Source organism: Streptomyces sp. NPDC007157 (assembly GCF_040634235.1).
In the GTDB taxonomy this organism is placed as follows: Bacteria; Actinomycetota; Actinomycetes; order Streptomycetales; family Streptomycetaceae; genus Streptomyces.
In genome coordinates this window covers 239,915-265,734 of sequence record NZ_JBEYFE010000009.1, presented here as the reverse complement: position 1 = coordinate 265,734, position 25,820 = coordinate 239,915, and the positions used below count along the sequence as shown (strand labels likewise).

Annotated in this window: 22 protein-coding genes; 15 read left to right on the top strand and 7 right to left on the bottom strand. The window is 69.9% G+C overall.

Features of this window, described 5'->3' with window-relative positions; translation table 11 throughout:
- The first annotated feature begins 124 nt into the window (after window positions 1-124).
- Complete coding sequence (locus ABZ642_RS19300) at window positions 125-1,393, top strand: NADH:flavin oxidoreductase/NADH oxidase family protein (RefSeq protein ID WP_360485004.1); 1,269 nt, start codon at window positions 125-127, stop codon at window positions 1,391-1,393.
- A gap of 554 nt (window positions 1,394-1,947) precedes the next feature.
- On the opposite strand, the gene ABZ642_RS19295 is transcribed toward ABZ642_RS19300, so the two are convergent.
- Window positions 1,948-2,436 (bottom strand): condensation domain-containing protein, encoded by a 489-nt coding sequence (locus tag ABZ642_RS19295; RefSeq protein ID WP_360485001.1) that lies wholly within the window; start codon window positions 2,434-2,436, stop codon window positions 1,948-1,950.
- A gap of 208 nt (window positions 2,437-2,644) precedes the next feature.
- Between ABZ642_RS19295 and ABZ642_RS19290 the strand changes: the two genes are divergently transcribed.
- Window positions 2,645-3,436, top strand: coding sequence for an AfsR/SARP family transcriptional regulator (locus ABZ642_RS19290; RefSeq protein ID WP_360484998.1), 792 nt, complete (start codon window positions 2,645-2,647; stop codon window positions 3,434-3,436).
- 36 nt (window positions 3,437-3,472) lie between these two features.
- Here ABZ642_RS19290 and ABZ642_RS19285 read toward each other — a convergent pair whose 3' ends face one another.
- On the bottom strand, window positions 3,473-4,024 hold the full coding sequence (locus ABZ642_RS19285; protein WP_360484995.1) for a hypothetical protein: 552 nt from the start codon (window positions 4,022-4,024) through the stop codon (window positions 3,473-3,475).
- 386 nt (window positions 4,025-4,410) lie between these two features.
- Between ABZ642_RS19285 and ABZ642_RS19280 the strand changes: the two genes are divergently transcribed.
- The 6 genes from ABZ642_RS19280 (at window position 4,411) to ABZ642_RS19255 (ending at window position 11,714) form a co-directional block, all read left to right on the top strand.
- Window positions 4,411-4,779: a hypothetical protein gene (locus ABZ642_RS19280; protein WP_360484992.1), complete on the top strand. Its 369-nt coding sequence runs from the start codon at window positions 4,411-4,413 to the stop codon at window positions 4,777-4,779.
- Between the two features lie 383 nt (window positions 4,780-5,162).
- Window positions 5,163-5,879: a DUF5819 family protein gene (locus tag ABZ642_RS19275; protein WP_360484990.1), complete on the top strand. Its 717-nt coding sequence runs from the start codon at window positions 5,163-5,165 to the stop codon at window positions 5,877-5,879.
- A complete protein-coding gene (locus ABZ642_RS19270) occupies window positions 5,876-6,925 on the top strand; it encodes a hypothetical protein (protein ID WP_360484987.1) in 1,050 nt (349 codons plus the stop codon). The genes ABZ642_RS19275 and ABZ642_RS19270 overlap by 4 nt, the downstream gene beginning before the upstream one ends.
- Window positions 6,918-8,168 (top strand): M23 family metallopeptidase, encoded by a 1,251-nt coding sequence (locus ABZ642_RS19265; RefSeq protein WP_360484984.1) that lies wholly within the window; start codon window positions 6,918-6,920, stop codon window positions 8,166-8,168. Before ABZ642_RS19270 ends, ABZ642_RS19265 begins: the two co-directional genes overlap by 8 nt.
- Window positions 8,169-8,292: 124 nt before the next feature.
- On the top strand, window positions 8,293-10,281 hold the full coding sequence (locus tag ABZ642_RS19260) for a S53 family peptidase (protein WP_360484981.1): 1,989 nt from the start codon (window positions 8,293-8,295) through the stop codon (window positions 10,279-10,281).
- On the top strand, window positions 10,278-11,714 hold the full coding sequence (locus ABZ642_RS19255; protein WP_360484978.1) for an NAD(P)/FAD-dependent oxidoreductase: 1,437 nt from the start codon (window positions 10,278-10,280) through the stop codon (window positions 11,712-11,714). The genes ABZ642_RS19260 and ABZ642_RS19255 overlap by 4 nt, the downstream gene beginning before the upstream one ends.
- Window positions 11,715-11,999: 285 nt before the next feature.
- Here the strand turns inward: ABZ642_RS19255 and ABZ642_RS19250 are convergent, their stop codons facing one another.
- Together ABZ642_RS19250 and ABZ642_RS19245 are read right to left on the bottom strand one after the other, a co-directional pair.
- A complete protein-coding gene (locus ABZ642_RS19250) occupies window positions 12,000-13,193 on the bottom strand; it encodes an extracellular solute-binding protein (RefSeq protein WP_360484975.1) in 1,194 nt (397 codons plus the stop codon).
- Window positions 13,194-13,463: 270 nt separating this feature from the next.
- Complete coding sequence (locus ABZ642_RS19245) at window positions 13,464-14,903, bottom strand: gamma-aminobutyraldehyde dehydrogenase (RefSeq protein ID WP_360484972.1); 1,440 nt, start codon at window positions 14,901-14,903, stop codon at window positions 13,464-13,466.
- A 165-nt stretch (window positions 14,904-15,068) separates the two neighbouring features.
- On the opposite strand from ABZ642_RS19245, the gene ABZ642_RS19240 reads away from it, so the two are divergent.
- The 7 genes from ABZ642_RS19240 to ABZ642_RS19210 all read left to right on the top strand — a co-directional run bounded on the left by ABZ642_RS19240 (window position 15,069) and on the right by ABZ642_RS19210 (window position 21,901).
- The gene (locus tag ABZ642_RS19240) at window positions 15,069-15,587 is read left to right on the top strand and encodes an Lrp/AsnC family transcriptional regulator (RefSeq protein ID WP_360485192.1); all 519 of its coding nucleotides are present in this window, start codon (window positions 15,069-15,071) and stop codon (window positions 15,585-15,587) included.
- Window positions 15,572-16,954: an aspartate aminotransferase family protein gene (locus ABZ642_RS19235; RefSeq protein WP_360484969.1), complete on the top strand. Its 1,383-nt coding sequence runs from the start codon at window positions 15,572-15,574 to the stop codon at window positions 16,952-16,954. The genes ABZ642_RS19240 and ABZ642_RS19235 overlap by 16 nt, the downstream gene beginning before the upstream one ends.
- A 190-nt stretch (window positions 16,955-17,144) precedes the next feature.
- A complete protein-coding gene (locus ABZ642_RS19230; protein ID WP_360484966.1) occupies window positions 17,145-17,885 on the top strand; it encodes an ATP-binding cassette domain-containing protein in 741 nt (246 codons plus the stop codon).
- The gene (locus ABZ642_RS19225) at window positions 17,867-19,291 is read left to right on the top strand and encodes a hypothetical protein (RefSeq protein WP_360484963.1); all 1,425 of its coding nucleotides are present in this window, start codon (window positions 17,867-17,869) and stop codon (window positions 19,289-19,291) included. The genes ABZ642_RS19230 and ABZ642_RS19225 overlap by 19 nt, the downstream gene beginning before the upstream one ends.
- Before the next feature lie 107 nt (window positions 19,292-19,398).
- Complete coding sequence (locus tag ABZ642_RS19220; RefSeq protein WP_360484960.1) at window positions 19,399-19,806, top strand: VOC family protein; 408 nt, start codon at window positions 19,399-19,401, stop codon at window positions 19,804-19,806.
- A gap of 94 nt (window positions 19,807-19,900) precedes the next feature.
- A complete protein-coding gene (locus ABZ642_RS19215; RefSeq protein WP_360484957.1) occupies window positions 19,901-21,031 on the top strand; it encodes an LOG family protein in 1,131 nt (376 codons plus the stop codon).
- A 138-nt stretch (window positions 21,032-21,169) separates the two neighbouring features.
- The gene (locus ABZ642_RS19210) at window positions 21,170-21,901 is read left to right on the top strand and encodes an LAETG motif-containing sortase-dependent surface protein (RefSeq protein WP_360484954.1); all 732 of its coding nucleotides are present in this window, start codon (window positions 21,170-21,172) and stop codon (window positions 21,899-21,901) included.
- A 77-nt stretch (window positions 21,902-21,978) separates the two neighbouring features.
- Here ABZ642_RS19210 and ABZ642_RS19205 read toward each other — a convergent pair whose 3' ends face one another.
- The 3 genes from ABZ642_RS19205 to ABZ642_RS19195 are packed head-to-tail and all read right to left on the bottom strand — an operon-like array spanning window position 21,979 to window position 25,756.
- A complete protein-coding gene (locus ABZ642_RS19205) occupies window positions 21,979-23,001 on the bottom strand; it encodes an ABC transporter ATP-binding protein (RefSeq protein ID WP_360484951.1) in 1,023 nt (340 codons plus the stop codon).
- The gene (locus tag ABZ642_RS19200) at window positions 23,001-24,599 is read right to left on the bottom strand and encodes an iron ABC transporter permease (protein ID WP_360485189.1); all 1,599 of its coding nucleotides are present in this window, start codon (window positions 24,597-24,599) and stop codon (window positions 23,001-23,003) included. The genes ABZ642_RS19205 and ABZ642_RS19200 overlap by 1 nt, the downstream gene beginning before the upstream one ends.
- Window positions 24,600-24,649: 50 nt before the next feature.
- Window positions 24,650-25,756, bottom strand: a complete 1,107-nt coding sequence (locus tag ABZ642_RS19195) for a thiamine ABC transporter substrate-binding protein (RefSeq protein WP_360484948.1) — start codon at window positions 25,754-25,756, stop codon at window positions 24,650-24,652.
- Between the last annotated feature and the right edge of the window lie 64 nt (window positions 25,757-25,820).

Below are 25,820 nucleotides of genomic sequence, written 5' to 3'. Positions count from 1 at the left end.
ACGCGCCAAGACCGCCCGCGCGCCGGGATCACCTCGACCACCTTGACAACCGTACGCCGTACATGTTCACCTGTACGGCATCCATGTACGTTGTACAGTCACTCTTTCCGGAACGGGACATCAAATGAACGAGAACCGCGCGGGAGGCAGGCTCAATACGCTGTCCAACCCGCTGACCCTGCGAAGTGGCATCACCCTGCCGAACCGGCTTGCGAAGGCCGCGACCAGCGAACATCTGGCGGACCGTCACGGAGCGCCCACCGATCAGCTCATCAGGGCCTACCGGGCACTGGCGCTCTCCGGCACCGGGTTGTTGATCAGCGGCAATGTCATGATCGACGGCGCGGCACTCGAAGCGCCACGCAACGTGGTCATCGAGGACGGTCGACACCATGACCGGCTGCGCCGTCTGGCCTCCGTGACCGAGGGCACCGACGCCAAGTTCGTCCTTCAGCTGTCACACCCTGGGCGGCAGACGATGCGCGGCAACGCGTTGCCCGGGCGTCGGCAGGACGTTGTGAGCTCCTCCGCGGTGCCCCTCGGCGTGGGTGGCAACGCGTTGTTCCGGTCGCCGCGTGCGCTGTCCGACGAGGAAGTCACCGCGATCATCGGCCGCTTCGCCCGCGCCGCCAAGGTCGCCGCCGATGCCGGCTTCCACGGCGTAGAGATCCATGCCGCGCACGGCTACCTGTTCAACCAGTTCCTGTCGCCGCTGGTCAACCAGCGCACCGACCGCTGGGGCGGGTCGCTGGAGAACCGCATGCGGCTGCTCATCGAGACGGTGCGCGAGGTCCGGGCGGCGACCTCAGACCGGTTCCTGATCGTGGTCAAGCTCAATTCCGCCGACTTCCAGCGTGGTGGTTTCGACTCCGAGGACTCCCTGGCCGTCGCCCGTGCCCTGGAGGAGGAGGGCATCGACCTGTTGGAGATCTCCGGCGGAACATTCGAGAGCGCCGCCATGGTCTCGGGCGCGCCGCAGCGGGAGTCGACCCGTCAACGGGAGGCCTACTTCCTCGAGTTCGCCGAGCGGTTCTCCCAGGAGGTGTCGGTGCCACTCATGCTGACGGGCGGATTCCGCAGCCGGCAAGGCATGAACGACGCGCTGGACAGCGGTGCGGTCGACGTCGTCGGGCTGGCCCGACCCATCACCTACGAGCCGGATCTGCCGCAGCGTCTCCTGGACGGAACCGCCGAGAAGAGCCTGGTGACGCCGAAGACCCTCGGGCACAAGAACATCGACGATCTCCTCAACAGCGCCTGGCACCAGCAGCAGATCGCCCGCCTGGGCCGTGGCAAGGCCGTTCGCCCCGATCGTGGTCCCGCTGTCGCCCTGGTGATCGCCCTCCTCACCACGGCCCGGGACCTCGTGCTGCCTCAGCTGGCGCCCAGCTGACCGCAAAATCCCCCGCCTCGGGGCAGCGCACGGTCGTGCGAGGAGGCGATGTTCACGACCGGAAATCCTCGTCGCACCGTGTGACCACGATCGCTGGTTGGCACTAGGCCACGTTCGTGACCTGCTCTGATGCCAACTAGGTTTCCGCCACTGAGGTACGGAATCAGCAAGTTAGTTGGCACTTTGGTACATCGCAGGTCAGGAGGGGTATCACCACAATCCAGCATGGCATGTACAGGGCGTTTCCCGGTGCCAGGGCCCCCATGAAGCGGGACACGGCAACCCACAGGCATTCGCAGCGTCGCTCGCCCCCCCGCTCGCGAAATTCAGGTCCTGACTCTACGTCCGCAGGACACGAGCACCGGACCAGGCATGGCGAGACCGGTCAGTACGTCGGTCAAGGACCACGATGAAGGCTCTCCCGAGTCGATCCTCACCATGCCCGATCAAGCCGTCTCAGGCCAATGCCCGTTCCACGGCGGCGCTGTAGAGCTCGGCGACCCTGAGGGAGATCAGTGCGCCGCTGTGCCCGTCAGCCACGATGTGATGAGCGCTCAGGTACCAGACGAAGTGTTCGGGACCGAGCCGGAACAGGGCGTACGAGAAGAGGGCCCGGTGGACAGTGGCAGCCGGCGGGCAAGGTCTGCGCGCATCCATGCCTTGGCCGATGCCATGGGGTCGTCCTCGGCGCTGACGTCGAGAACGGGGAAGATCCAGTCGTCGCCCAGGTCGGGGATCCGCCAGGGCACGCCTTCGCTTTCGCCGAACCGGACCCGGAAGGGTTCGGCCTCGGCGATGGTCCGCCGGAGTGCGGCTTCGAATCTTTCCGTGTCGATGGGGCCACGGATCTCCAGATACTCACCGATACGAGAGTGCCGCCCTTTTGGATTCAGCTGCTCGGCGAGCCGTATCTCGTACCGGGCAACCGGAAGTGGCAGACGAGTGCCGTCCAACTCTTTCCCCCGTAAATGACGTTGTGCGGATATTTCAAAGACCAGACGGCACCACTGAACTTCTCCATACGCCGGACCGTTCGCACTCATGCGACGGACAGTGCATTTGCCACAATGATGGCGTACGTCACACCCGATCGCCCCAGTCGCCCCGGGGCTCAAATCGCGGTGAGAGAAACGCCAACTCTCGGCAAAAGGAACGTCGTGACCTTGCGTGGGGTCCGGCGTGCTGTGGAAGATCAACCGTTGGCGGGACTGACCATCTCGCCGTCACGGAAGAACGTCACGGGGGACACAATTGAACTTCCACATACTCGGTCCAATCGAGATTTCGGCGGTCGACGGCTCGACCTCGCCGGGCCCGGGCGCGCTCAAACAGCGGGCGCTGCTGGCCCTGTTGTGCCTGAACGCCGAGCGAGTCGTCTCCGCCCAGCAGTTGACCGACCTCCTCTGGCTGGACAACCCGCCGCGCACCGCAGCCACCGCCCTGCAGGTCTACGTGTCCAGGCTGCGCAAGCACCTGTCGGCGCTGGGCGCGGACCCGGGCGTCCTCGCCACGCAGGCCCCGGGCTACCTCCTCGACCTGGGGCAGCGGCACGAACTGGACCTGCATCGCTTCGAGTCGACGGTGGCCAGGGCCCACGGACTGAAAACCGTCGGGCGGATGGCGGAGGCCTCGGAACTGCTGGCCTCAGCCATCGCCCTGTGGGGCGGGCCGGCGCTCGCCGACGTCCGCAGCCTGCCCATGCTGGACGACCTGGGCCGCCAGCTGGACGAGAAACGGAATTCCGCTCACGAACTGTGGGTGGAAACGGAACTCCGGCTCGGCCATAACTCCTGGGTGATCAGCGAGGCCCATGGTCTGGTCGCGGACCAGCCGCTACGGGAGAACCTCTATCTCTATCTGATGGTGGCTCTCTATCGGAGCGGCCGCACCGCCGATGCACTCGGCGTCTACAACACCCTGCGGAACAAACTCGTCGAAGGGCTGGGAATGGAACCAAGTCTGCGGCTCCGGCAGGTGCAGCGCGCCATTCTCTCCCGGGCCTCCTGGCTGGAGGACGGGGCCGCCCTTCCGCTGGTCTCCTAGACATGTGTCCCGAGGGCACGAAGTGCAGGAGCGCCTTCAGATCGTCACTGCAGCCCACGACGGCGGGCACCCAGGCGTGCTCACGGGCCTCGGCCATGAAGGCATGGATGGCGCCCGGCCAGGCCTGACGATGAGCAGGCCGAGCAGGACGCTGACACCACCGAGACCGAGCAGGCCGACGAGCGCTCGCAGCCGGGTGCGCGGGTCGGCCTTGGCGTGGAACTCACGTCGGTGGACCACGATCGCCCCCAGCAGCACCAGCGCGATGACCGCCGTGACCAGCTGGTGGCGGTGCAGCAGGTGAAGCGCCGCGCTCACCGGAAGCAGCACGACCACCGCGCACCAGGCCCGGCGCTTGCGGCGACGCAGCGCGTGGGCCAGCAGGATCAGCAGCGGTCCGCTGGTCAGCTGGCCCACCGCGGCCAGTGTGGTCACCCCGCCGGGAAGCTCACCGAGCCAGCCGTGCACCCGGGAGTGCCGGAAGCCGGCGAAGACGGCACTCACCAGATCCAGGACACCGATCAGCCGGCAGACATGGCCCGCCACCGACGGAACCCATGGCCGTCCGTTCCGATAACGCTCGTTCACAGTACAACCCTAGAGGCCGGAAAGGACGAAAGCCCCTCTCTTGTCCGCCCATTTAGAGATGCGTTAGCGCGGGTTTAGTTTCCTCTCGAAAATCCCACCCGAAGGTAAAGGTTGCGCGATCCGAAGTGGCACCTGAACGCCAATGACCTGTAAGAACCATCAGTAACCCCACTGGATTTGAGCTTTGACTGAGCTTGGAGCATGCAACTCCGTTTGACGGGTGCGAAATCCGTTGAGCGTCCCGTGAAGTCACGGTTAGAGTGAAGCCACTCCCCGGTTGCTCAAGGCATTAAGCGTGCCATGCCGAGCCCCGGGAGAAAGTGCGCACTTGTCTGCGAATCGATTCGCGCATCCTCTTGAATTCTCACCACTCGAAGGGAACCACCATGAACGGCAAGCGTGCCGTCGCCGGTGCGGTCATCGCGGCTCTCGCCGCGGTCGGCACCGCGGGTCTCACCACGTCCAGCGCGTCGGCTGCCTCCCTGCCGCAGCACAAGGCCGCCGCCCAGCACTCGGTCGCCACCGCCCAGGTCCTGGGCAAGGGCGTGCAGCCGCAGTTCTGGCACGGGATCGCCCAGAGCGTCGCCGCGGCGACGGTCGTCAAGGCGTCCGAATGGGTCACGACGAAGCTCCCCAAGTCGAGCGAGTCCTCGTCGTCCAGCGAGTCCTCGTCGTCCTCCAGCGGTGGCCCGGCTCTCAGCGCCAAGTCGCTGCACGGCGTGATCCCGGGCGACACCGCCTACGACGCCAACTGACCGTCAGGCCCCGAGTTCCACCACGCCGCACGATGTGCGGCAGCGCGACTCCCACCGGCGCCGGCCGACCACCGGCGCCGCGCGACCTGTGGCGCCGGCGGACGTCCGGCGCAGGGGGAGCACGGCACCGCCGGGGCGGCGGGGTCGTACGCCATCCGGTATCGACCGGCCATCGATGCCGGATGGCATGACCACCGCATGACCAGTGGTGCGAGTGACATGCGGTGCCGGGTGACCACCCACACCGCCTGGCCCCCGGTGCCGGGGCGGGGCGCCCCGCCCCGGCACACAGTGTCGCCCGAACCTACCGCCCTTTTCGAACTTTTCGATCTTTCCCGAATCGACCGACCTGGACGTCGGCCCCACCTGGAGTGTGGACAGCGATGAGAGTTCTCGCGCGCTCGCGCGAATCGGAGGGAACACCCCGGACAGCGGGCGGGCCGCTCCCGCTCCCGCTCAGGGTACGGATCAGTGCGCTGACCGCCCTCGCGGCCGCAGCGATGTACTGCCTGTGCTGCCTGGCGTACAACGCCCCCGACTCCCCCGCGAAGGACCGTGTCAAGGGCCCGGTCACGGCTCTCATGAACCCGGTCTTCTGGCAGGACTGGCAGTTGTTCGGACCCACCCCGGGAAACAGTGACGACCTCATATACCTGCGTGTCCGGATGACGCTTCCCGGCTCCGGACAGACCGTGGAGTCGAGTCCCGTCGAGATCGAGCAGGCCATCGACAGATCACCACGCGACTTCCGCGTGAACCCGACGAAACTGCCCGGCGTGCTGCTCGCGTTCGATGCCGACGCCAACCGGTACGCGGGGATCGCGAACAAGCTCCAGAAACTACCCGCGGCCGAGCGTGAGGCAGCCCGCAAACGTCTCGACGAACAGTTCAAGCCGAACTTCGAGGAGATGCAGCGGTTCTTCTCCGTACAGGCGAAGACGCTCTACCCCGGCGCGCGGATCAGCGCCGTCCAGGCGACCTTCAAAACCCGGCCCATCGTTCCGTTCTCGGCGCGGTACGCGGTACCCAAGCCGTCGCAGCACGAGCACGGGGTCCTGGCGACGTCGTGGCTGACCTACATACCGGGGGTGGCGGAGTGACCGGCGTGTTCACCCTGCTGGGCAGGATGTGGCGGGACGGCACGGCTCGGCTGGACGCGGTGCTGCTGCGCCTCGCGACCAGGAGGCACCGGCTGATCGGCGTGGCCATCCTCCGTGTCGTCATCGGCTTCGCCACCGTTCTGTACTGCCTGTCCGACTACTCGAAGCGGCGCTTCCTGTGGGGACCGGACTCCTACGACTCGATCTCCACGGCGAAGGCCGCCCTGCCGCGCTGGAACTTCTCGATCTTCCTGTGGAGTCATTCCACGCTCTGGTTCGAGATCGTCTTCCACGCCGCGATCCTGGTCGCCCTGGCCTTCATGATCTTCGGCGGCCGGGCGCTCACCCTCGTGCAGGCCGTGATGATGTGGTCGCTGCACAACCGCAACCAGGACATCCTGGAGGGCGGTGACAACCTCGCCCAGATCCTCGTCCTGTTCATGGTCTTCACCGTCTCCAACGCCTACTTCGCGCCCGGCGCGAAGCAGCGGCGCGCACGGATGCGGGAGCAGGAACAGCCGACGGTCCCCACCGTGCTGCACAACCTGGCCGCCTTTCTCATCGTCTTCCAGACCGCGGTGCTGTACTTCGCCGCCGGCTACTGGAAGATCACGGGGAAGATGTGGCAGGACGGCGTGGCCATGTACTACATCAGCCGGATCACCGGCTTCGAGATGTCGTCGGCCTATGCGCATCTCACGAACAACGCCTTCGTGGGCACCGCCGTCTGCTATTTCACGATCTTCATCGAACTCGCGCTGCCCTTCGCCATCCTGTCCGCCCGCCCATGGGTCCGGAAGGCCAACACCGTGGCCCTGGAGTGCCTGCACCTGGGCATCATGGCCTTCATGGGCCTCATATGCTTCGGCCTGCTGATGATCGGCGCGGACTGCACCTGCCTGCGTGACGACGACTACCAGTCGCTTGCCCGGCGCTTCCGGTCCGTCAAGGACCGGCTGTCGCAACGTCGTTGGGCACCGCTGCCCACAGGCGGAATGACCCCCGTGGCCATGGTGGCCGGACAGGACGGTGCGGCCGATGCGTGACACGACCGGGGAATCGGCGACGCCCCGCCAGGCGGGGCGGCCGGACCCCCGACCGGCAGGTGCCGCGGCGCAAGCCCTGTACCGCTTCCTCACCGCCGAGGCCGCCGACCGGGAGCGTCTCGCGCCGCGCGTGGTCGCCGCCGTGGGCCGCGCACGGCTCGACGAGATCGTGGACGTCACGCTCGCGCGCATCGGAGACGTCACCGGCATACGCGACAGCCGCGACGGCCTGGTGATCGAGGGCACCACCGGCCGAGCCCTCGCCTTCGCCGTCAGCCAGGACGGCCTGCGACTCGACGAGCTCCTGATCCAGCCGGGGGCGTACCAGCCACCGCGCCTGCGCATCCCGCCGGAGGTGCGCGGAGCGTTCGGGTGGATCGTCCTGGCACTGTTGCTCGTCCTGCGCATCGAAGCGTGCTGGGAGGCACCCTCCCGCATCGTCTGGTGCGGGAGGGTGCTCATGGTGGTGGCCGGCTACGTGGCCCTGGAGGGCCGGTTCACCCCCGCTCGGCTCCCGTGGTGGATCCGCCGGCCCGTGGAGGCCGGGGCGCTCGTCGCTCTTGCCTCCGCGTGGCGTCTGCCCGGGCTGCCCGGCTCCGGTGGCAATGCCGCCGAACCCGTCGTGGGCCTCGTCCTGGTCGGCGTCTTCGGCGCGTTGCTCGTCCGGGCACGACGCCACCGCTGGGGAACGGCCGTCTCCCGCCCCCTCGTGTTCCCCCTGCGGGGCGGCAGTTGGTACATCGCGCAGGGCGGAGGGCGCGGCCTCAACCACCATTTCGCCTTCCCCGAACAGCGGGGTGCCCTGGACATCCTCCAGGTCGGCCCCGGCGGTGCACGGGCGCGCCACCGCGCCCGAGGCGACCGCGCGGGCGGAAAGAACATGAGCTATCTCGTGTACGGGCAGCCCGTGCACGCCCCCTGCGACGGTACGGTCGTCTCCGCCGCCGACCACATCGACGACCAGGAACCCGGCCTCATCCGCTACCAGCCCCGTTATGGCAACCACGTGTGGATCGACACGGGCGCCGAGATCGTCAAGCTGGTCCATCTGCGCCCCGGCACCGTGACCGTGGCCAAGGGCGACACCGTGCGCGCCGGGCAGGTGCTCGGCGAGGTCGGCAACTCGGGCAACAGCACCGAGCCGCACCTGCACATCCACGCCGAACGCGACGGCGTCGGCCTCGACCTGGAGTTCGAGGGGGTCTCGGGCCCGCTGTGCCGGGGCCGGACCGTCCGCTCGTAGACCACACCACGCCCTTCATCACGGCAGGCAGCCCTCCGGCCCGCACGGACGACGTGCCCGGGCCCGGGCCGCCTCGTCACGTCCTGCGCGTCCTCGGCACCCCCTCACCAGAAGGTCTTCACCCGTGCCCCTCCCTGCCCCCATACGCCCGCTGCGCCGTCTGCGCGGCTCGGTGGTCGCGGCTTCCTGTGCCGCCCTGCTGTGCACCGCGGGATTCCTGCCCACCGCCCACGCCGCCGACCGGCATCCGCTCATGGGATCCCGGCCCGCCTACGCGACGCCGGCCGCCGACGCGGGACCAGTGCCCGGCGACCGGCGCGTCAGCGCACGGCTCTATCTCAACTCCCGTGACCCGCGGGGCCTGGAGGCGTTCCTGCGCGATGTCACCGACCCCCGGAGCCCGCACTACCGGCACTTCCTCACCCCCGCGCAGTACCAGCGCCGCTTCGGCCCGGCCGACCGTCAGATCCAGACCGTCACGGCATGGCTGGCCAGGTCCGGGTTCACCGTCACCGGCCAGACCCCCCACTACCTGCGGATCGGAGGCCCCGCCCGCGCCGTCCGGCAGGCCTTCGGCACGAGCCTGCATCGCTACCGCACCGGACGCGACACCATCGACGCCCCCTCGGCCGACCTCAGCGTGCCCGCCTCCCTCGGCTCCGCCGTGCTCGGTGTCACCGGCCTGTCCCTCCCCGGCGCGGCCCGCCCGCTGTCCACCCCGGCGCCCGCCCTCGACGTACCCGCCGACGGTGCCGTCTGCTCCGGCCACTTCGGGCAGAAGCCCGCCACGAACATGCCTGAGGCGTACGGCAGGACCTCCACCTACGCGCCCTGCCCCTACACCCCCGCCCAGCTGCGCCACGCCTACGGCGCGGGCGGCAGGGGCAGCGCCACCGGCCGCGGCACCACCGTCGCCGTCGTCGACGCCTACGGATCGCCGGACATGGCCGCCGACACGGCCCGCTACGCCCGCGCCACCGGCGACCGTCCTTTCCGGCCGGGCCAGTACCGCGAGCAGGTCACCCCCTCCCAGTGGCAGATCGGCGACGCGTGCGCGCCTCCGCGCACCTGGGCCGGCGAACAGGCTCTCGATATCGACCTCGCCCACGGCCTCGCCCCGGACGCGAACGTCCTCTACGTCGGCGCGAACTCCTGCCTCGACAACGACCTGATGAACGCCGAGTCGTATGTCATAGACGGCCGCCGGGCGGACGTCATCTCGAACTCCTGGGCCGAGATCATCCACTCCGACCCGGGGCATCTCACCCCTACCCTGGTCGCCGCGTGGAACCTGCTGTTCCAACAGGCCGCCGCCGAAGGCATCGGGGTCTACTTCGCGGCGGGTGACTGCGGCGACTCCTCGCCCCAGGCAGCTCAGACCGGCGTCAACTGCGACCCGAAGACCACCCGCGCCCAGGCCGACTTCCCCAGCGGCTCCCCGTGGGTCACCTCGGTCGGCGGCACCACCCTCGCCCTGGACCGGCACGGCGACTACGCCTGGGAGACCAGCATGGGCGACGAGTTGTCCATCCGCACCGACCAGGGCAACGGACCCTGGGGGCCCATCCCCGGCGTCTTCGCCTTCGGCGGCGGAGGAGGCGCGAGCGACTTCCCGCAGCCCTGGTACCAGCGCGACCGCGGCACCGGCGACACCGGGCACCGCACGACACCCGACGTCGCGATGGAGGGTGACGGGGCACTGCCCGTACTGGTCGGGTTCACGGACGCCGGAACCTTCCACCTCATCGGATTCGGCGGCACATCGGCGGCGACCCCCGCCTTCGCCGCCCTGCAGGCCGACGCGGAACAAGCCTCCGGGCACCGGATCGGCTTCGCCAACCCGCTCCTGTACGCACTCTCCGGTTCCCGCACCCAGGTCTTCCACGACGTCACCGACCGGCCCGCGAACGCCGGATCCTCGCCCCTCACCGTGGTCCGCGACGAGGGCCCCGACACCGACACCTCCACCGGCGCCCAGCGCTACATCCTCTACACGCTCGGCCATGACTTCGGCCTGCCCGCGCACCGCGGCTACGACGACGCCACGGGCCTGGGCTCCCCCGCCCCGGGATACCTGCGCTGGTTCCAGCACACCAAGGGCGCCCTGCGGTGACCGCCGACGCCATCGTCGTGGGAGCGGGGCCCAACGGTCTCGCGGGCGCCGTCACGCTCGCCCAGGCGGGCCTTTCCGTGACCGTCCTGGAAGCCGCCGCCACCATCGGCGGCGGGACACGCAGCGGCGAAATCACCGTGCCCGGCCTGCTCCACGACCACTGCGCCGCGGTGCATCCCATGGCCGTCGCATCGCCCTACCTGCGCACTCTCGGCCTCGAACGCCACGGACTGCGCTGGGAGCACGCCGAGACCGCCCTCGCCCACCCCCTCGACGGCGGCCACGCTGCCGTGCTCCAGCGCGATCTGGCCGCGACCGTGCGGGGTCTCGGCGTCGACGGCCCGGCCTGGCGTCGTCTGTTCTCACCCCTGACCGCCCACTACGACGCCCTGAGCGAAGACCTCATGCGCCCCTTGGCGCGGCTGCCCCGTCACCCCGTCCTGACGGGCAGGTTCGGGCTTCTGGCGGCCCAACCCACGCAGTGGACCCTGCGCCGATGGCGGGGCCGAGCGGCCCGCGCCCTGTTCGCAGGGATCGCCGCCCACGCGCTGCAGCCGCTCGCCGCCCCAGGCAGCTCCGCCATCGGACTCATGCTCACCGCCGCCGCGCACCGGCACGGCTGGCCCGTCGCCCGTGGGGGCTCTCAGGCCATCGCCCACGCGCTCGCCGCCCGTCTCGTTGAACTCGGCGGCACCATCGAAACGGGCACCCCCGTTCGTTCCCTGCGAGACCTTCCCCCCGCCCGCACGATCCTGCTCGACCTGGCTCCCCGCGCGGCAGCGCGGGTGTGCGGTCCGCGTCTTCCCGCCCGCATCCGACGCGCCTACACCTGTTACCGGCACGGGCTCGCCGCGTACAAGGTCGACCTGGCGGTGGAGGGAGGCGTGCCATGGCATGCCGAGGTGTGCCGCAAGGCGGGCACCGTCCACCTCGGCGGAACCGCGGAGGAGATCGCGGACGCCGAACAGGCCGCGTCCCGCGGGCGGATGCCCCGGCGTCCCTTCGTTCTGGTCGCCCAGCAGTACCTCGCTGACCCCAGGCGTTCGGCCGGCGACATTCACCCCGTCTGGGCATATGCGCACGTCCCGCACGGCTACGACGGCGACGCGACGGCCGCCGTCCTGGACCGGATCGAGCAGTACGCCCCAGGACTGCGCGACCGCGTCGTCGGCCTGTCCGCCCGCTCCCCGGTCCAGCTGGAGGCGTACAACCCCAACTACGTCGGCGGAGACATCCTCACCGGCGCCAACTCCCTCGCCTCGCTCGCATTCCGCCCACGCCCTGCCCTCGACCCGTACGCAACGGGCATCCCCGGCGTCTACCTGTGCTCGGCGGCGACGCCACCGGGCGCGGGCGTGCACGGCATGTGCGGCCACAACGCCGCGAGATCGGCACTGCGAGAACTTGGCCTGACCGTGGCCCCGCCGGCCTGACCGTCACCCTGAGAGGCCGATTCGCCGCACTGAGCGGACTCTGTCGTGGCCACGGCACGAGCGGAGGCCGGCGCGCAGATGAGTCTCGCCTGGAACCAGCCGCCGATCACCACCGACAGCGGGATGAACCTCGCAGTCCCGTACCCCAGGGACCGATCAAACGCGGCCCGAGCGCGTGCATCGAGGTGATGCGCCGCCACCTGTGAGAACACCCGCGATCTTGGTGCCGACTGTCCCTCTTTTGTGCCAACCGAAAATCCTCGTCACACACCGGTGCACCACCGGCTACAACCCCACGATCTTGTTCCATCGCTTCGCGAAGTCCACGCGTTCGGTCGAGGTGATGTCACGGGCGATGGCCAGGCGCCTGCGCATCGCCGTGTTCGGGAAGATCAGGGGGTTCTCGGCGAGGGCCGCGGTGTCCTTGTCCTTGGAGTCGGCGAGGACCTGCTGGGCCGCCGGGACGGGGCAGACGTAGTTGACCCAGGCGGCCAGGTCGGCGGCCACCTCCGGTTCGTAGTAGTAGTCGACGAGGCGTTCCGCGTTGGTCTTGTGGTCGGCGCGGTCCGGGATCATCAGGGAGTCCGACCACAGCTCCGCGCCCTCCTCCGGGACGAGGAAGCGGATGTCGGGGTTGTCGGCCTGGAGCTGGATGACGTCGCCGGAGTACGCCTGGCAGGCCAGGACGTCGCCGCTGACCAGGTCCTTGGTGTAGTCGTTGCCGGTGAAGCGGCGGATCTGGCCGCGGGCGACCTGCTTCTCCACCTCGTCGCAGACGTCGTAGAAGTCGTCGGCCGTCCACTTGGTGATGTCCACGCCGTTGCCCTGCATCAGCAGCGCGAACGCCTCGTCGAGGCCGGAGAGCAGGGTCACCCGGCCCTTGAGGTCACTCGCCCACAGGTCCTTGACGTGCCGGATCTCGCGGCCCAGCTTCCGGCGGTTGTACGCGATGCCGGTGATGCCCGACTGCCACGGCACCGTGTAGAGGCGGCCCGGGTCGAAGGCGGGCGAGCGGAGCAGCGGGTCCAGGTACTTCGCGACGTTCGGCTGGTGGGCGCGGTCCATCTTCTGGACCCAGCCGAGGCGGACGAACCGCGCGCACATCCAGTCGCTGATGACGATCAGGTCCCGGCCGGTGGACTGGTGGTTCATCAGCGCCGGGCTGATCTTGCCGAAGAACTCGTCGTTGTCGTTGATCTCCTCGATGTAGTCGACGGAGATCCCGGTCTGCTTCTCGAAGGCGTCGAGGGTGGGCCGCTTGTTCGGGTTGTCGTCGTCGACGTCGATGTACAGCGGCCAGTTCGCGAAGACCAGCCTGTGGTCCTGGGCGGACAGGTCGGTCACCGTCCGGTCGCCGGCCTTGACGTAGGCGGCGGGCACCCCGCAGCCGGCCAGGGCGCCGAGCGCGGCGGTGCCGCCGAGCGCGCGCATCAGGGAACGACGGGACAGCTCGGGCGTTCGAGAAGGAGTCTGGGGCACACCTGAAGCATGTCTCGCCTCCCTGTGACCGGGCAATCGACGCTGCGTCGAGACCCCCACCGCGGACCCGACACCTTGTCGATGACCTAGGTCAACACGGAGTTACATGCCCCGTGACCCGGGGAGCTGCCAACAAAACGCTGCCCGGGGGACTTCCCAACCCCGGGCAGCGCAACCCACCTGAAGGGGCGCGGGGAACTGCACGACCAGCCCCCACGCACCCGCACACAGCCACAACCACAGCCGCAGCCACAGCCACAGCCGAAAGAATCAGCCCTCCAGGGACGTCATCACGTGCTTGATCCGCGTGTAGTCCTCGAACCCGTAGCCCGACAGGTCCTTGCCGTACCCGGACTTCTTGAACCCACCGTGCGGCATCTCCGCGACCAGCGGAATGTGCGTGTTGATCCACACGCAGCCGAAGTCCAGCTTCTTGGACATCCGCATCGCCCGGCCGTGGTCCTTGGTCCACACGGAAGACGCCAGCGCGTACTCCACGCCGTTGGCCCACTCGGTGGCCTGGTCCTCGTCCGTGAAGGACTGGACGGTGATGACCGGTCCGAAGACCTCGTTCTGGATGATCTCGTCGTCCTGCTTGAGCCCGGAGACGACGGTCGGGGCGTAGAAGTAGCCCTTGTCGCCGACCTGCTGCCCGCCGGCCTCGACCTTGGCGTGGGCGGGGAGCCGCTCGATGAAGCCGGAGACCTGCTTCAGCTGGTTCGGGTTGTTCAGTGGCCCGAACAGCACGTCCTCGTCGTCCGGCCGGCCCGTCTTCGTCTCGGCCGCGGCCTTCGCGAGCGCGGCGACGAACTCGTCATGGATGGACTCCTGGACGAGGACGCGGGTGGCGGCCGTACAGTCCTGGCCGGCGTTGAAGAAGCCGGCGACGGAGATGTCCTCGACGGCCTTGGCGATGTCCGTGTCCTCGAAGACGACGACCGGCGCCTTGCCGCCCAGCTCCAGGTGGACCCGCTTGAGGTCCTTGGACGCGGACTCGGCGACCTGCATGCCGGCGCGTACGGAGCCGGTGATGGAGGCCATCGCCGGAGTCGGGTGCTCGACCATCAGACGCCCGGTGTCACGGTCGCCGGTGACGACGTTGAAGACGCCCTTGGGGAGGATGCCGCCGAGGATCTCGGCCATCAGGACGGTCGACGCCGGGGTGGTGTCGGACGGCTTCAGCACGACCGTGTTGCCCGCGGCGAGCGCCGGGGCGAACTTCCACACGGCCATCATCATCGGGTAGTTCCACGGCGCGACCTGCGCGCAGACGCCGATCGGCTCGCGGCGGACGATGGAGGTCATCCCCTCCATGTACTCGCCGGCCGACCGGCCCTCCAGCATCCGCGCCGCGCCCGCGAAGAAGCGGATCTGGTCGACCATCGGCGGGATCTCCTCGGAACGGGTGAGCCCGATGGGCTTGCCCGTGTTCTCCACCTCGGCCGCGATGAGGTCCTCGGCGCGCTCCTCGAACGCGTCGGCGATCTTCAGGAGGAACTTCTGGCGCTCGGCGGGCGTGGTGTCCCGCCACGCCGGGAAGGCGGCGGCGGCCGCCGCCATGGCCGCGTCGACGTCCGCCGCCCCGGACAGCGGCGCCGTCGCGTACGCCTCGCCCGTCGCCGGGTTGACCACCTCCGTGGTCCGTCCGTCGGCGGCGTCCCGGAACTCACCGTCGATGTAATTGCGCAGACGACGCAGCTCGGTGCTCACTGCCGGCCCTCCAAGTTCGGGTGTCCATTGACTGAGACACCCACAGTAATCCGAGATCCCACGTTTTCAACACCCCCATGGCCGCCGCGTCTGCGAAATCCGCAATACGAGGCACCGCAAACAACGAATTTCATCGATACGGCCTTGCGGAACCGCCGAGACGTCGTGCACAGTGAGGTCGTGGCCAGTCGAAGCGCAGACCAGAGGGACTCGTCCCGCGAGTCCAGGAACGGCACCCCCCAGTTGGACGCCGTCTCCCTCGCCATCATCCAGCAGCTCCAGGAGGACGGCCGCCGGCCGTACGCCGCGATCGGCAAGGCCGTCGGCCTGTCGGAGGCGGCCGTGCGCCAGCGCGTCCAGAAGCTGCTGGACCAGGGCGTCATGCAGATCGTCGCCGTCACGGACCCGCTCACCGTGGGATTCCGCCGGCAGGCGATGGTCGGCGTCAACGCCGAGGGCGATGTCGAGTCGATCGCGGACGCGCTGACCGCCATGTCGGAAGTCGAGTACGTGGTGATGACCGCGGGCTCGTTCGACATCCTCGCGGAGATCGTCTGCGAGGACGACGACCACCTGCTGGACGTCATCAACAAACGCATCCGGGCACTGCCCGGCGTGCGCTCCACCGAAAGCTTCGTCTACCTGAAGCTGAAGAAGCAGACCTACATGTGGGGAACCCGATAACCGTGAGCCAGAAGGACCTCAGCAAGACCGCGTACGACCACCTGTGGATGCACTTCACCCGCATGTCCTCGTACGAGAACTCGCCCGTCCCGACCATCGTCCGGGGCGAGGGCACCTACATCTACGACGACAAGGGCAAGCGCTACCTCGACGGTCTCGCGGGCCTGTTCGTGGTCCAGGCCGGTCACGGCCGCGTCGAGCTCGCCGAGGCCGCCTTCAAGCAGGCCCAGGAGCTGGCGTTCTTCCCGGTGTGGTCCTACGCCCACCCGAAGGCCGTCGAGCTGGCGGAGCGCCTGGCCGACTACGCCCCCGGCGACCTGAACAAGGTCTTCTTCACCACCGGCGGCGGCGAGGCCGTGGAGACCGCCTGGAAGCTCGCCAAGCAGTACTTCAAGCTCAAGGGCAAGCCGACCAAGTACAAGGTCATCTCCCGCGCGGTCGCCTACCACGGCACCCCGCAGGGCGCCCTGTCCATCACCGGTCTGCCGGCCCTGAAGGCGCCGTTCGAGCCCCTCGTCCCGGGCGCGCACAAGGTGCCGAACACCAACATCTACCGCGCCCCGCTCTTCGGCGACGACCCGGAGGCCTTCGGCCGCTGGGCCGCCGACCAGATCGAGCAGCAGATCCTCTTCGAGGGCCCCGACACCGTCGCCGCGGTCTTCCTGGAGCCGGTCCAGAACGCGGGCGGCTGCTTCCCGCCCCCGCCCGGCTACTTCCAGCGGGTCCGCGAGATCTGCGACCAGTACGACGTGCTGCTCGTCTCCGACGAGGTCATCTGCGCCTTCGGCCGCCTCGGCACGATGTTCGCCTGTGACAAGTTCGGCTACGTCCCGGACATGATCACCTGCGCCAAGGGCATGACCTCGGGCTACTCCCCGATCGGCGCCTGCATCATCTCCGACAAGCTCGCCGAGCCGTTCTACAAGGGCGACAACACCTTCCTGCACGGCTACACCTTCGGCGGCCACCCGGTGTCGGCGGCGGTGGGCCTCGCCAACCTCGACCTGTTCGAGCGCGAGGGCATCAACCAGCACGTGCTCGACAACGAGGGCGCGTTCCTGTCCACCCTGCAGAAGCTGCACGACCTGCCGATCGTCGGCGACGTCCGCGGCAACGGCTTCTTCTACGGCATCGAGCTGGTCAAGGACAAGGCCACGAAGGAGTCCTTCAACGACGAGGAGACCGAGCGCGTCCTGTACGGCTTCCTCTCCAAGGCCCTGTTCGACAACGGCCTGTACTGCCGTGCCGACGACCGTGGCGACCCGGTCGTCCAGCTCGCCCCGCCGCTGATCTCCAACCAGGAGACCTTCGACGAGATCGAGCAGATCCTGCGCGCCACGCTGACGGAGGCGTGGACGAAGCTCTGATCATCGGATCAGCAGCCCGATCCGGCCCCGGCGCCGTCCGTTCGAGTGAGAACGACGGCCCGGGGCCGTGTGCTGTCCGGGCTCGGCCCCCATACCTGCCTAGCGTGCACGTGACCGATCGGCCCAGCCTTCGTTCCCCCAGATGGGGGATCGGACGCGGGAAAACGGATCAGAACCGAGGTGTACGCCCATGGAGGCCCCGCCGGACAACGACGTGCTGTGGGCACGCTCTCTGCACTTCCGCCACCAGGACGGCTCGCCCGGGGTCACCGGTGTCTCGCTCGGCGTGCGGGAGGGCGAGATCCTCGCCGTCAGCGGGCCGCGCGGCAGCGGCAAGACCACGCTGCTGAGGTGCCTGTCCGGTCTGGTCCCGGCGCAGCACGGCGAGGTCTGGTTCAACAGCACGGCCGTACACCGGATGGGCCCGCTCACCCGCGAACGGCTCCGGCGCGACCGCTTCGGCTGGATCGACCCGGCCCCGGCGCTGGTCCCCGAGCTGAACGTCTGGGAGAACACCGCGCTGCCCCTGATGCTGCGCGGCACCGGCCGCCGCCGGGCCAAGGTGGCCGCGCTGGAGTGGCTGGAGCGCCTCGACGTCGGCGACCGGGCCCGCAGCCATCCGGCGGAGCTCCAGCAGGCCGAACGCCAGCGCGTCTGCATCGCCCGCGCCCTCGCGCCCTCGCCCACGGTCCTCTTCGCGGACGAGCCGACGGCACCGCTGCACCGCGCCGACCGCGCCCATGTGCTGCGCACCCTCACCACGGCGGCCCGCTCGCACGGCATCACGGTCGTCCTCGCCACGCACGACGCGGAGACGGCGGCCCTCGCCGACCGCAGGGTGTCGCTCCTGGACGGGCGCCGGGTGAACACGGTCCACCTGCCGCCGGTCCCCGAAGCGGAGGGCCGGGCCGAGTGCTCGCTCTCCGTCTGACCCGCGCCGCCCGCCCGGCCGTCCACCTTCGTCGCCTCCTGGTGGCCACGGCGGCCGCCGGCACGGGCTTCCTGCTGCTGTCCGCCCTCGGCTACGCGATGGTCCACCCGACCCACTCGACGGCCGCGCTGCTGCGCCTGTCGTGGTGCGCGATCCCGCTGGCAGCCACGGTGTACCTGGCGATCGCGGTGGCCCGCACCGACCCCGGCACCAAGCCGCGCCCGGGACTGTCCGCCCTGGGCCTGGGCCCGGGCCGGCTGATGGCCATCGCCGCCCTGAACACGGCCCTGGCCTGCACCCTGGGCTCGCTGCTCGCCCTGCTGGTCTTCCTCCACCTGCGCGGCGACCTCACCGGCATGCCTTTCGACGGCGCGGCGAAGGACTTCCTGGCGGCGAACAGGTCCCTGCCCGTACCGGCGGCCCTGACGCTCCTGGCCGTGCTCCCGGTGCTCGCGTCCATGGCGGTGGCGGTGACCCTCCGGCCGAGGGACCTGCCGGGCCCGGCGGGCCGGGGACGGGTGTACGGCCGCTTCGGGGCCTTCGGGAGATCGGCGAAGCGCGAGACCTTCGGCACCTACGGCCGCTTCGGAGCCCGGTTCTTCCGCGCTCCCGCTGGCGGCCCCCGGCCGACGACCGGCACCCGACCGCTTCAGTCCGCGGGCGGTCGTGCCGCCGGCGACACCCCCTCCGGGGAAGGCTCCCCGCAGGTGCCGGGAAGCGAGGCCCCGCCCACCCCGGCCGCGGGTGACGGCGCGCCGGAAGCCCCGGACCACGTACCCGGCCTCCCGGCCCTCGGCACCGCTCCCACCGGCCTCCCCTGGGGCATCGCCGTGTTCGCGGCGGGTCTCGCCGTGGAGTCCTACGCCGGCGCCACCGAAGCCACCCCCCGGACCAGCCTCCCGGGCGGCCTGGCCGTGGGCCCCGTCGGCGTCCTCGCCGGGTGGGCCCTCACCGCCCTCGGCCTGATCCTCGCCGCCCCCGGCCTCACCCATCTCTGCGGCCGCCTCCTGCAGACCCTCCGCCCCGGCGCCCTCCGGCTCCTGGCCGGCCGTGGCCTGATGGCCGAGGCCACCCGTATCGGCCGCCCCCTCGGTGTCGTCTGCGCGGTGGCGTCCGCGGCCTTCGCGGCCCGCACGCTCTACGACGACGGAGACGCCCTCGTCCCCGGCCCGCTCACCACCCTCGGCGGTGTCGTGGTCGCCGGCTGCGCGCTGGCCACTCTCCTGACCGCGGCCGTGGAGGCCCGCCAGTCCCGTGCCGACACCACCGAGGCCCTGCTCCGCCTGGGCGCGCCGGCCACCGTGCTGCGCAGCGCCGCGGCCCTGCGCAGCGGCGCCCTGCTGGCCCTCTTCACCCCCCTCACCCTGCTCGTCGCCGACCTGGCCGCGCTGCCGCTGGCCCGCTGAGACGCCGCAGGGACATCGCGGCGGAAGATTCCGAACCCACCGATGACTTTCGCACCTCCCTTCGGTCTGACCCCCCGAACGGCACGACACCCGAGGGAGAGGTCCCCATGTACCAGCAGATGATCTTCGTGAACCTGGCCACCAACGACGTCGCCGCGTCGCGGAAGTTCTTCACGGAGCTCGGCTACTCGATCAACCCGCAGTTCAGCACCGACGACTGCTCCTGTGTCGTGATCAGCGACACGATCATCGCGATGCTGCTGAGCAAGCAGCGCTACGCCGACTTCACGAAGAAGGAGATCGCCGACTCGACGAAGACCAGCGAGGTCCTGATCTGTCTGAGCGCGGAGAGCCGCGAGAAGGTCGACGAGCTGGTGGAGAAGGCGGTCGCGGCCGGCGGCACGGCGAACGAGGACGTCCAGGACCAGGGCTTCATGTACGGCCGTTCCTTCGAGGACCTCGACGGCCACAGCTGGGAGGTCGTGTGGATGGACCCGGCGGCGGTGCAGGGCTGACCGGCCCGGCCCCGCCCGCTCCTTCCGTACGAACCTCTACGAACCCCTGAGAACCCCAACGAATCGCCACGAACAGCTGTGCCAGCATGGGCGGGTGCATCCGACACCCGCCCAGCCGCAGCCCAACCGTGCCGCCCGCGACCGCGAGATCGAGTCCCTCGCCGAGTTCGACGAGGTCGTCGCCGCGCACGGCACGCTCACCCAGTACCGCGTCCAGGCCGTCGACCTGACGGACCGTACGGACGCCCTGCTCACCACCGACACCACCGGCGCCGTCTTCCTCGGCTGCCCGATGTCGGCCGAGGCCGCCGCCCGGGTCCGCGCCTCGGGCGCCCTGGTGTTCCCGCCCGTCCCCGACCTCCCCTTCGACCCCTACCGCGCCTTCGTGTACACGCCCGACGAACTGTTCGACGCGCTCGGCGAGGGCTACGAGGCGACCCCGGACGCCCGTTCGTACGCCTGGTTCCAGCAGACCAAGGCGGACGGCGACATATTCGCCTCGATGCTCCGCTCCATCCATGACGACGCGGTCTCCGACGCGCTCGACGAACTCCTCGCCGGCGCCCGGGTGGTGGGCGTCATGGGCGGGCACGCGATGGCACGCGGCACGGCGGAGTACGCCGGTGCCGCGCGGCTCGGCCGGGAACTGGCCCGCGCCGGCCTCACGGTGGCGACCGGGGGCGGCCCAGGCGCGATGGAGGCGGCGAACCTGGGCGCGTACGCGGCGCCCTTCGACGACGGGATGCTGGAGGAGGCGCTGGGGCTCCTCGCCGAGGCGCCGTCGTTCCGGCCGTCGGTCACCGACTGGGCGCGGGCCGCCTTCGAGGTCCGCGAGCGCTGGCCGGACGGCGGTCCCTCGGTCGGCATCCCCACCTGGTTCTACGGCCACGAGCCGCCGAACGCCTTCGCCGCGCACATCGCCAAGTACTTCGCCAACGCCACCCGCGAGGACGGCCTGCTGGCCCGCTCCAACGCCGGTGTGGTGTTCCTGCCGGGCGCCGCCGGGACCGTACAGGAGATCTTCGACAACGCGACACCCAACTACTACGAGTCGCGGGGCGAGCCGACCCCGATGGTGCTCGTGAACGAGGCGCACTGGAGCGAGCGGCTGCCGGCTTGGCAGCTGCTGACCTCGCTTGCCCGGGAGCGGTCGATGGCGTCCCGTATCGCCCTGGTTGACCGGATCGAGCAGGCTTCCGCGGCGCTGAAACGTCTCGGCAGCTAACAAGCAGGTAAAGTCAACGCACGTGGACCGCATATGCATTGACACTACTTACGGCAAACTTATAGACCTGTGAGCCTCCTGGGGTTGCTGATGCCTCCCTTCGCGTTGCGTCAACTCCCCCACACCCCCCCCGCAGTTATGCACTCAGTAAGGACAAACGTGTCCATATCCCGCCGCAGTGCACGTCGTTCCGTGCGCATCCTGGGAGTTGCCGCTGCGTCGGCCGCGCTGACGCTCGGCGTCTCCGGTTCCGCCCTCGCGTGCAACATCTCTGATTTCTCCGCCGAAGCCACCTGCGACGGCGCCAATGGTGTCATTACGGTCACCGACACCGACGCCTCCGGTACCTCGGCAACGATCACCGTCTTCCTCGAGAGCAACGGCGGCGACGCGAAGCAGGTCGGCACCGCCCAGACCGTCAAGGGCTCCAAGGCGGGCACGCCGGTCACCTTCTCCGAGGACTGGCAGCCGAACGCGGTGTACCGCGTCCACGTCAAGGTCGACAGTGGCAGGATCCAGATCGACAAGGACATCACGCCCAACCTGACCACCTCGTCCACCGCCTGCAAGGGCGAGGAGAGCTCCAGCCCGTCCCCGTCGGAGTCGGCCACCCCGGCGCCGTCGGAGTCCGCGTCCACTCCGGCCGAGTCCGACTCCGCGACCCCGTCGGCCTCGGAGAGCAGCAGCACCGCCCCGGCGGGCGCGTCGGACAACGCCCCGTCCCCGGCGGTCGGTGACTCGAACCTCGCCGAGACCGGTGCCAACTCCAACACCGGTCTGATCGCCGGCGTCGCGGGCGCGCTCGTCGTGGTCGGCGGCGGCGCCGTGTGGTTCGGCATGCGCCGTCGTGGGGCGAACAGCGGAAGCTGACGCACCCGCCGCAGTACACCGTCGAGGCCCGTCCCCGTATCCCCGGGGGACGGGCCTCGACCGTGTCCTGCCGCCCTTCAGTCCAGTACGACGGTCTCCGCCGCGTCGAACTCGACGCCCACCGTGTCCCCGGCCGCCGGCGCCTCCCGCAGCGCGCAGGCCGCCTCCAGGCGCGGGCCGTCCTGGGGCTGGAGATGGACGGTGACATGGGTGCCCTGGAAGGTACGGGCGGTCACCGTGCAGGGCAGCCCCGCGTCGGCGGCGACAAGTCGTACGCCCGCGGGTCGCACCAGCAGCGTCCGCGCACCCCGGCCCGATCCCTCGGGCACCGGCAGCTTCCCCCAGGGCGTCACCGCGGCCGAGCCCTCGACGCTCGCCCGGACCACGTTGCCGAAGCCGAGGAAGCGCGCCACGAACTCGTCGGCCGGCCGCTGCCAGACATCGAGGGGAGTGCCGGACTGGGCGATCCGGCCGTCCCGCATCACCACCACCCGGTCGGCCAGCGCGAAGGCCTCGCCCTGGTCGTGGGTGACCGCGAGCACGGTCGTACCCAACCGCCCGAACAGTTCCCGCAGTTCGACCACCAGCCGCTCCCGCAGCGAGCGGTCGAGCTGCCCCAGCGGCTCGTCGAGCATCAGCAGCCGGGGCCGGGGCGCCAGCGCCCGCGCGAGCGCGACCCGCTGCTGCTCGCCACCGGAGAGCCCGGCAACCGCCCGCCGCGCGGCCCCCGGCAGCCCGACCAGCTCCAGCAACTCGGCAACCCGGTCGGCCTGTTGCGCCTTACCGGCGCCACGCATCCGGAGCCCGAAGGCCACGTTCCCGCCCACGTCCCGCTGCGGGAACAGCTGATGATCCTGGAACATCAGCCCGACCCCGCGCTGATGGGCCGGCACCCGCACCTGGTCCTGCCCGTCGAGCAACACCCGCCCAGCGTCCGGTGGTTGCAGCCCCGCAACCACCCGCAGCAGCGTCGACTTGCCGCTTCCGCTCGGCCCGAGCACGCACACCACCTCGTGCTCGGCGACCTGGAGGTCCACGGCGTCGAGCACGGGCCGCCCGCCGAACCGCACGGTGGCCTGCTCCAGTTCGAGAAGCGGCATCAGAACTCCCCCGTCCGGTCGGTCCGCAGTCGCTCCAGTACCAGCAGCGCCACCGCGCACACCACCATCAGAATCGTGGAAAGGGCCATCGCCTGGCCGTAGTTGAGATCTCCGGGGCGGGACAGCAACCGCGCCACGGCCACCGGCAGCGTCGGGTTGTCCGGTCGGGCGATGAACACCGTGGCGCCGAACTCCCCCAGCGACACCGCGAAGGCGAAGCCCGCCGCGACCAGCAACGCCCGTCGCACCATCGGCAGATCGACCTCCCGCCACACCCGCCACGGCGAGGCCCCGAGCACGGCCGCCGCCTCCCGCAGCCGTCCGTCCACGGCACGCAGCACGGGCAGCATGGTCCGTACGACGAACGGCACCCCGACCAGCGCCTGCGCGAGCGGCACCAGGATCCAGGACTGCCGCAGATCCAGCGGCGGCTTGTCGAGCGCGATCAGGAACCCGAAGCCGACGGTCACCGCGGACACCCCGAGCGGCAGCATCAGCAGTGCGTCGAAGCCCCGTACCAGCCGCCCCGCGTCCCGCCGGGCCAGTGCGGCGGCGGCCAGCCCGCCGATCAGCACGGCGATGGCGGTCGCGGCGACGGCGTATTCGAGCGAACTGACCACCGACTGGATGGGCGCGACCAGGAAGGTGCCCCCGTCGGCGTCACCCAGCGCCCGGTAGTAGCCGAACCCCCCGTCGAACGACCGGCGTACCAGCACGGCCAGCGGCAGCACGAGGAGCACGGCGATGGTGGCGAGGACCGCGCCGAGCAGCGCCCACTGCCCGGCGCCGCGCGGCCGGCGTGCCGTCACCGACGGGTCCACCAGCCGCAGCGCGCTCTCCCGCCGCCGTACCGTCCACGCGTGCACGGCGAGGATCGCGCCGACCGCGACGAACTGCACGATCGTGAGAACGGCGGCCGTGGAGAGGTCGAAGATCTCGGAGGTCTGCCGGTAGATCTCCACTTCGAGGGTGGAGAAGGTGGGGCCGCCGAGGATCTGCACCACACCGAAGGAGGTGAAGGTGAACAGGAAGACCATCAGCGCCGCGGCGGCCACGGCGGGCACCAGCGCGGGCAGGGTGACCTTCCGCCAGGCACCCAGCGGTGAGACGCCGAGCATCCGCGCGGCCTCCTCCTGCCGCGGGTCCAGTTGGGCCCAGAGCCCGCCCACGGTCCGTACGACGACGGCGTAGTTGAAGAAGACATGCGCGAGCAGGATGGCCCAGACGGTGGTGTCCAGCCGTACGCCCCACAGCTCGTCCAGCAGTCCGCCGCGGCCGACCAGCGCCAGGAACGCCGTACCGACCACCACCGTCGGCAGTACGAACGGCACGGTGACCACCGCTCGCAGCACCTGCTTGCCCGGGAAGTCCAGGCGGGCGAAGACATAGGCGGCCGGCAGCGCGGCCAGCAGGGTGAGCGCGGTGGAGGCGAGCGCCTGCCAGGTGGTGAACCACAGGACGTGCCGGATGTCGGACTGGCCGACGACGTCGGCGATCCGTCCGAACCGCCACACCCCGTCGGCCTTCAGCCCGCGCGTGACGATCGCCGTGACCGGCCAGGCGAAGAAGACGGCGAAGAACGCGACGGGCACGGCCATCAGGCCGAGCCGCGCCACGCTCCCGCGCCTGCCGGCTGCTTGAGTACCGGCTACTTGAGTACGAGCGAGGTCCACGTCTTGACCCACTGGTCACGGTTGGCGGCGATCTTGTCGGGCGCCATGGTCTCGGGGTCCTTCGCGGCGGGACCGTACTTCGTGAACTCGGCGGGCACGCCGGCTCCCTCGACCACCGGATACACGAACATGTTCAACGGCATGTCCTCCTGGAACTCCTTGGAGACCAGGAAGTCGATGAGCGCCTTGCCGCCCCGGGTGTTCCCGGCGTTGCTCAGCAGCCCGGCGAACTCGATCTGCCGGAAGCAGGTGCCGGTCGCGACGCCGGTGGGCGCGGTGCTGGGCTTCGGGTCGGCGTAGATGACCTCGGCGGGCGGGGAGGAGGCGTACGACACGACGAGCGGCCGGTCGCCCTTCGCCTTCCGGCCGCCGGCCGAGCCGGAGAACTCCTCGTTGTAGGCCTGCTCCCAGCCGTCGACGACCTTGACGCCGTTCTCCTTGAGCTTCTTCCAGTAGCCCTGCCAGCTTCCCCCGCTCTCGGCTTCGCTCGAACCGGAGGTGCCACCGTCGCCGTACTGGGCGGCGCTCCCGAGCAGGAATCCCAGCCCCGGCGAGGAGGTCGCCGCGTTCTCGGTGACGAGGAGGTTCTTGTACTGCGGCTTGACGAGATCGGCGTAGGACGTGGGCGGGGTCAGCTTGTGCTTGCTGAAGTAGGCCTTGTCGTAGTTGACGCAGATGTCGCCGTAGTCGATGGGCGTGACCCGGTGCTTGCCCGCGTCGAGTTGGTAGTCCGTGCCGACCTGGTCGAGGCCCTTGGCCACGTACGGCTGGAAGAGGCCGTTGTCGAGGGCGCGGGAGAGCAGTGTGTTGTCGACGCCGAAGAAGACGTCGCCCTGCGGGTTGTCCTTGGTCAGGATCGCCTTGTTGACGGCCTGGCCGGCGTCGCCGTCCTTGAGGACCTTCACGTGGTAGCCGGACTGCTTCTCGAAGTCCTGGAGCACGCTCTTGGAGACGGCCCATGAGTCGTGGCTGACCAGGGTGACGGTCTTGGAGTCCGCTGCGGAGCCGCCGGACGACCCGCACGCGGACAGCGTGACGAGACCGAGCCCGACGGCCGCGGCCAAGAAGGTCTTGGTGTGCACTGGTGTTTTCCTCCTGGGGTGGACCAGGAAGAGACGCGGCCCCACCCGGTGGAACCACCCGGGC

Excerpts from the sequence above, each read along its gene's own strand:
- ABZ642_RS19280 (WP_360484992.1), top strand. The coding sequence starts at position 4,411 with ATGAACGGCAAGCGTGCCGTCGCCGGTGCGGTCATCGCGGCTCTCGCC.
- ABZ642_RS19300 (WP_360485004.1), top strand. The coding sequence starts at position 125 with ATGAACGAGAACCGCGCGGGAGGCAGGCTCAATACGCTGTCCAACCCG.
- ABZ642_RS19210 (WP_360484954.1), top strand. The coding sequence starts at position 21,170 with ATGCACTCAGTAAGGACAAACGTGTCCATATCCCGCCGCAGTGCACGT.
- ABZ642_RS19230 (WP_360484966.1), top strand. The coding sequence starts at position 17,145 with ATGGAGGCCCCGCCGGACAACGACGTGCTGTGGGCACGCTCTCTGCAC.
- ABZ642_RS19200 (WP_360485189.1), bottom strand. The coding sequence starts at position 24,599 with ATGGCCGTGCCCGTCGCGTTCTTCGCCGTCTTCTTCGCCTGGCCGGTC.
- ABZ642_RS19295 (WP_360485001.1), bottom strand. The coding sequence starts at position 2,436 with ATGAGTGCGAACGGTCCGGCGTATGGAGAAGTTCAGTGGTGCCGTCTG.
- ABZ642_RS19265 (WP_360484984.1), top strand. The coding sequence starts at position 6,918 with ATGCGTGACACGACCGGGGAATCGGCGACGCCCCGCCAGGCGGGGCGG.
- ABZ642_RS19275 (WP_360484990.1), top strand. The coding sequence starts at position 5,163 with ATGAGAGTTCTCGCGCGCTCGCGCGAATCGGAGGGAACACCCCGGACA.
- ABZ642_RS19205 (WP_360484951.1), bottom strand. The coding sequence starts at position 23,001 with ATGCCGCTTCTCGAACTGGAGCAGGCCACCGTGCGGTTCGGCGGGCGG.
- ABZ642_RS19220 (WP_360484960.1), top strand. The coding sequence starts at position 19,399 with ATGTACCAGCAGATGATCTTCGTGAACCTGGCCACCAACGACGTCGCC.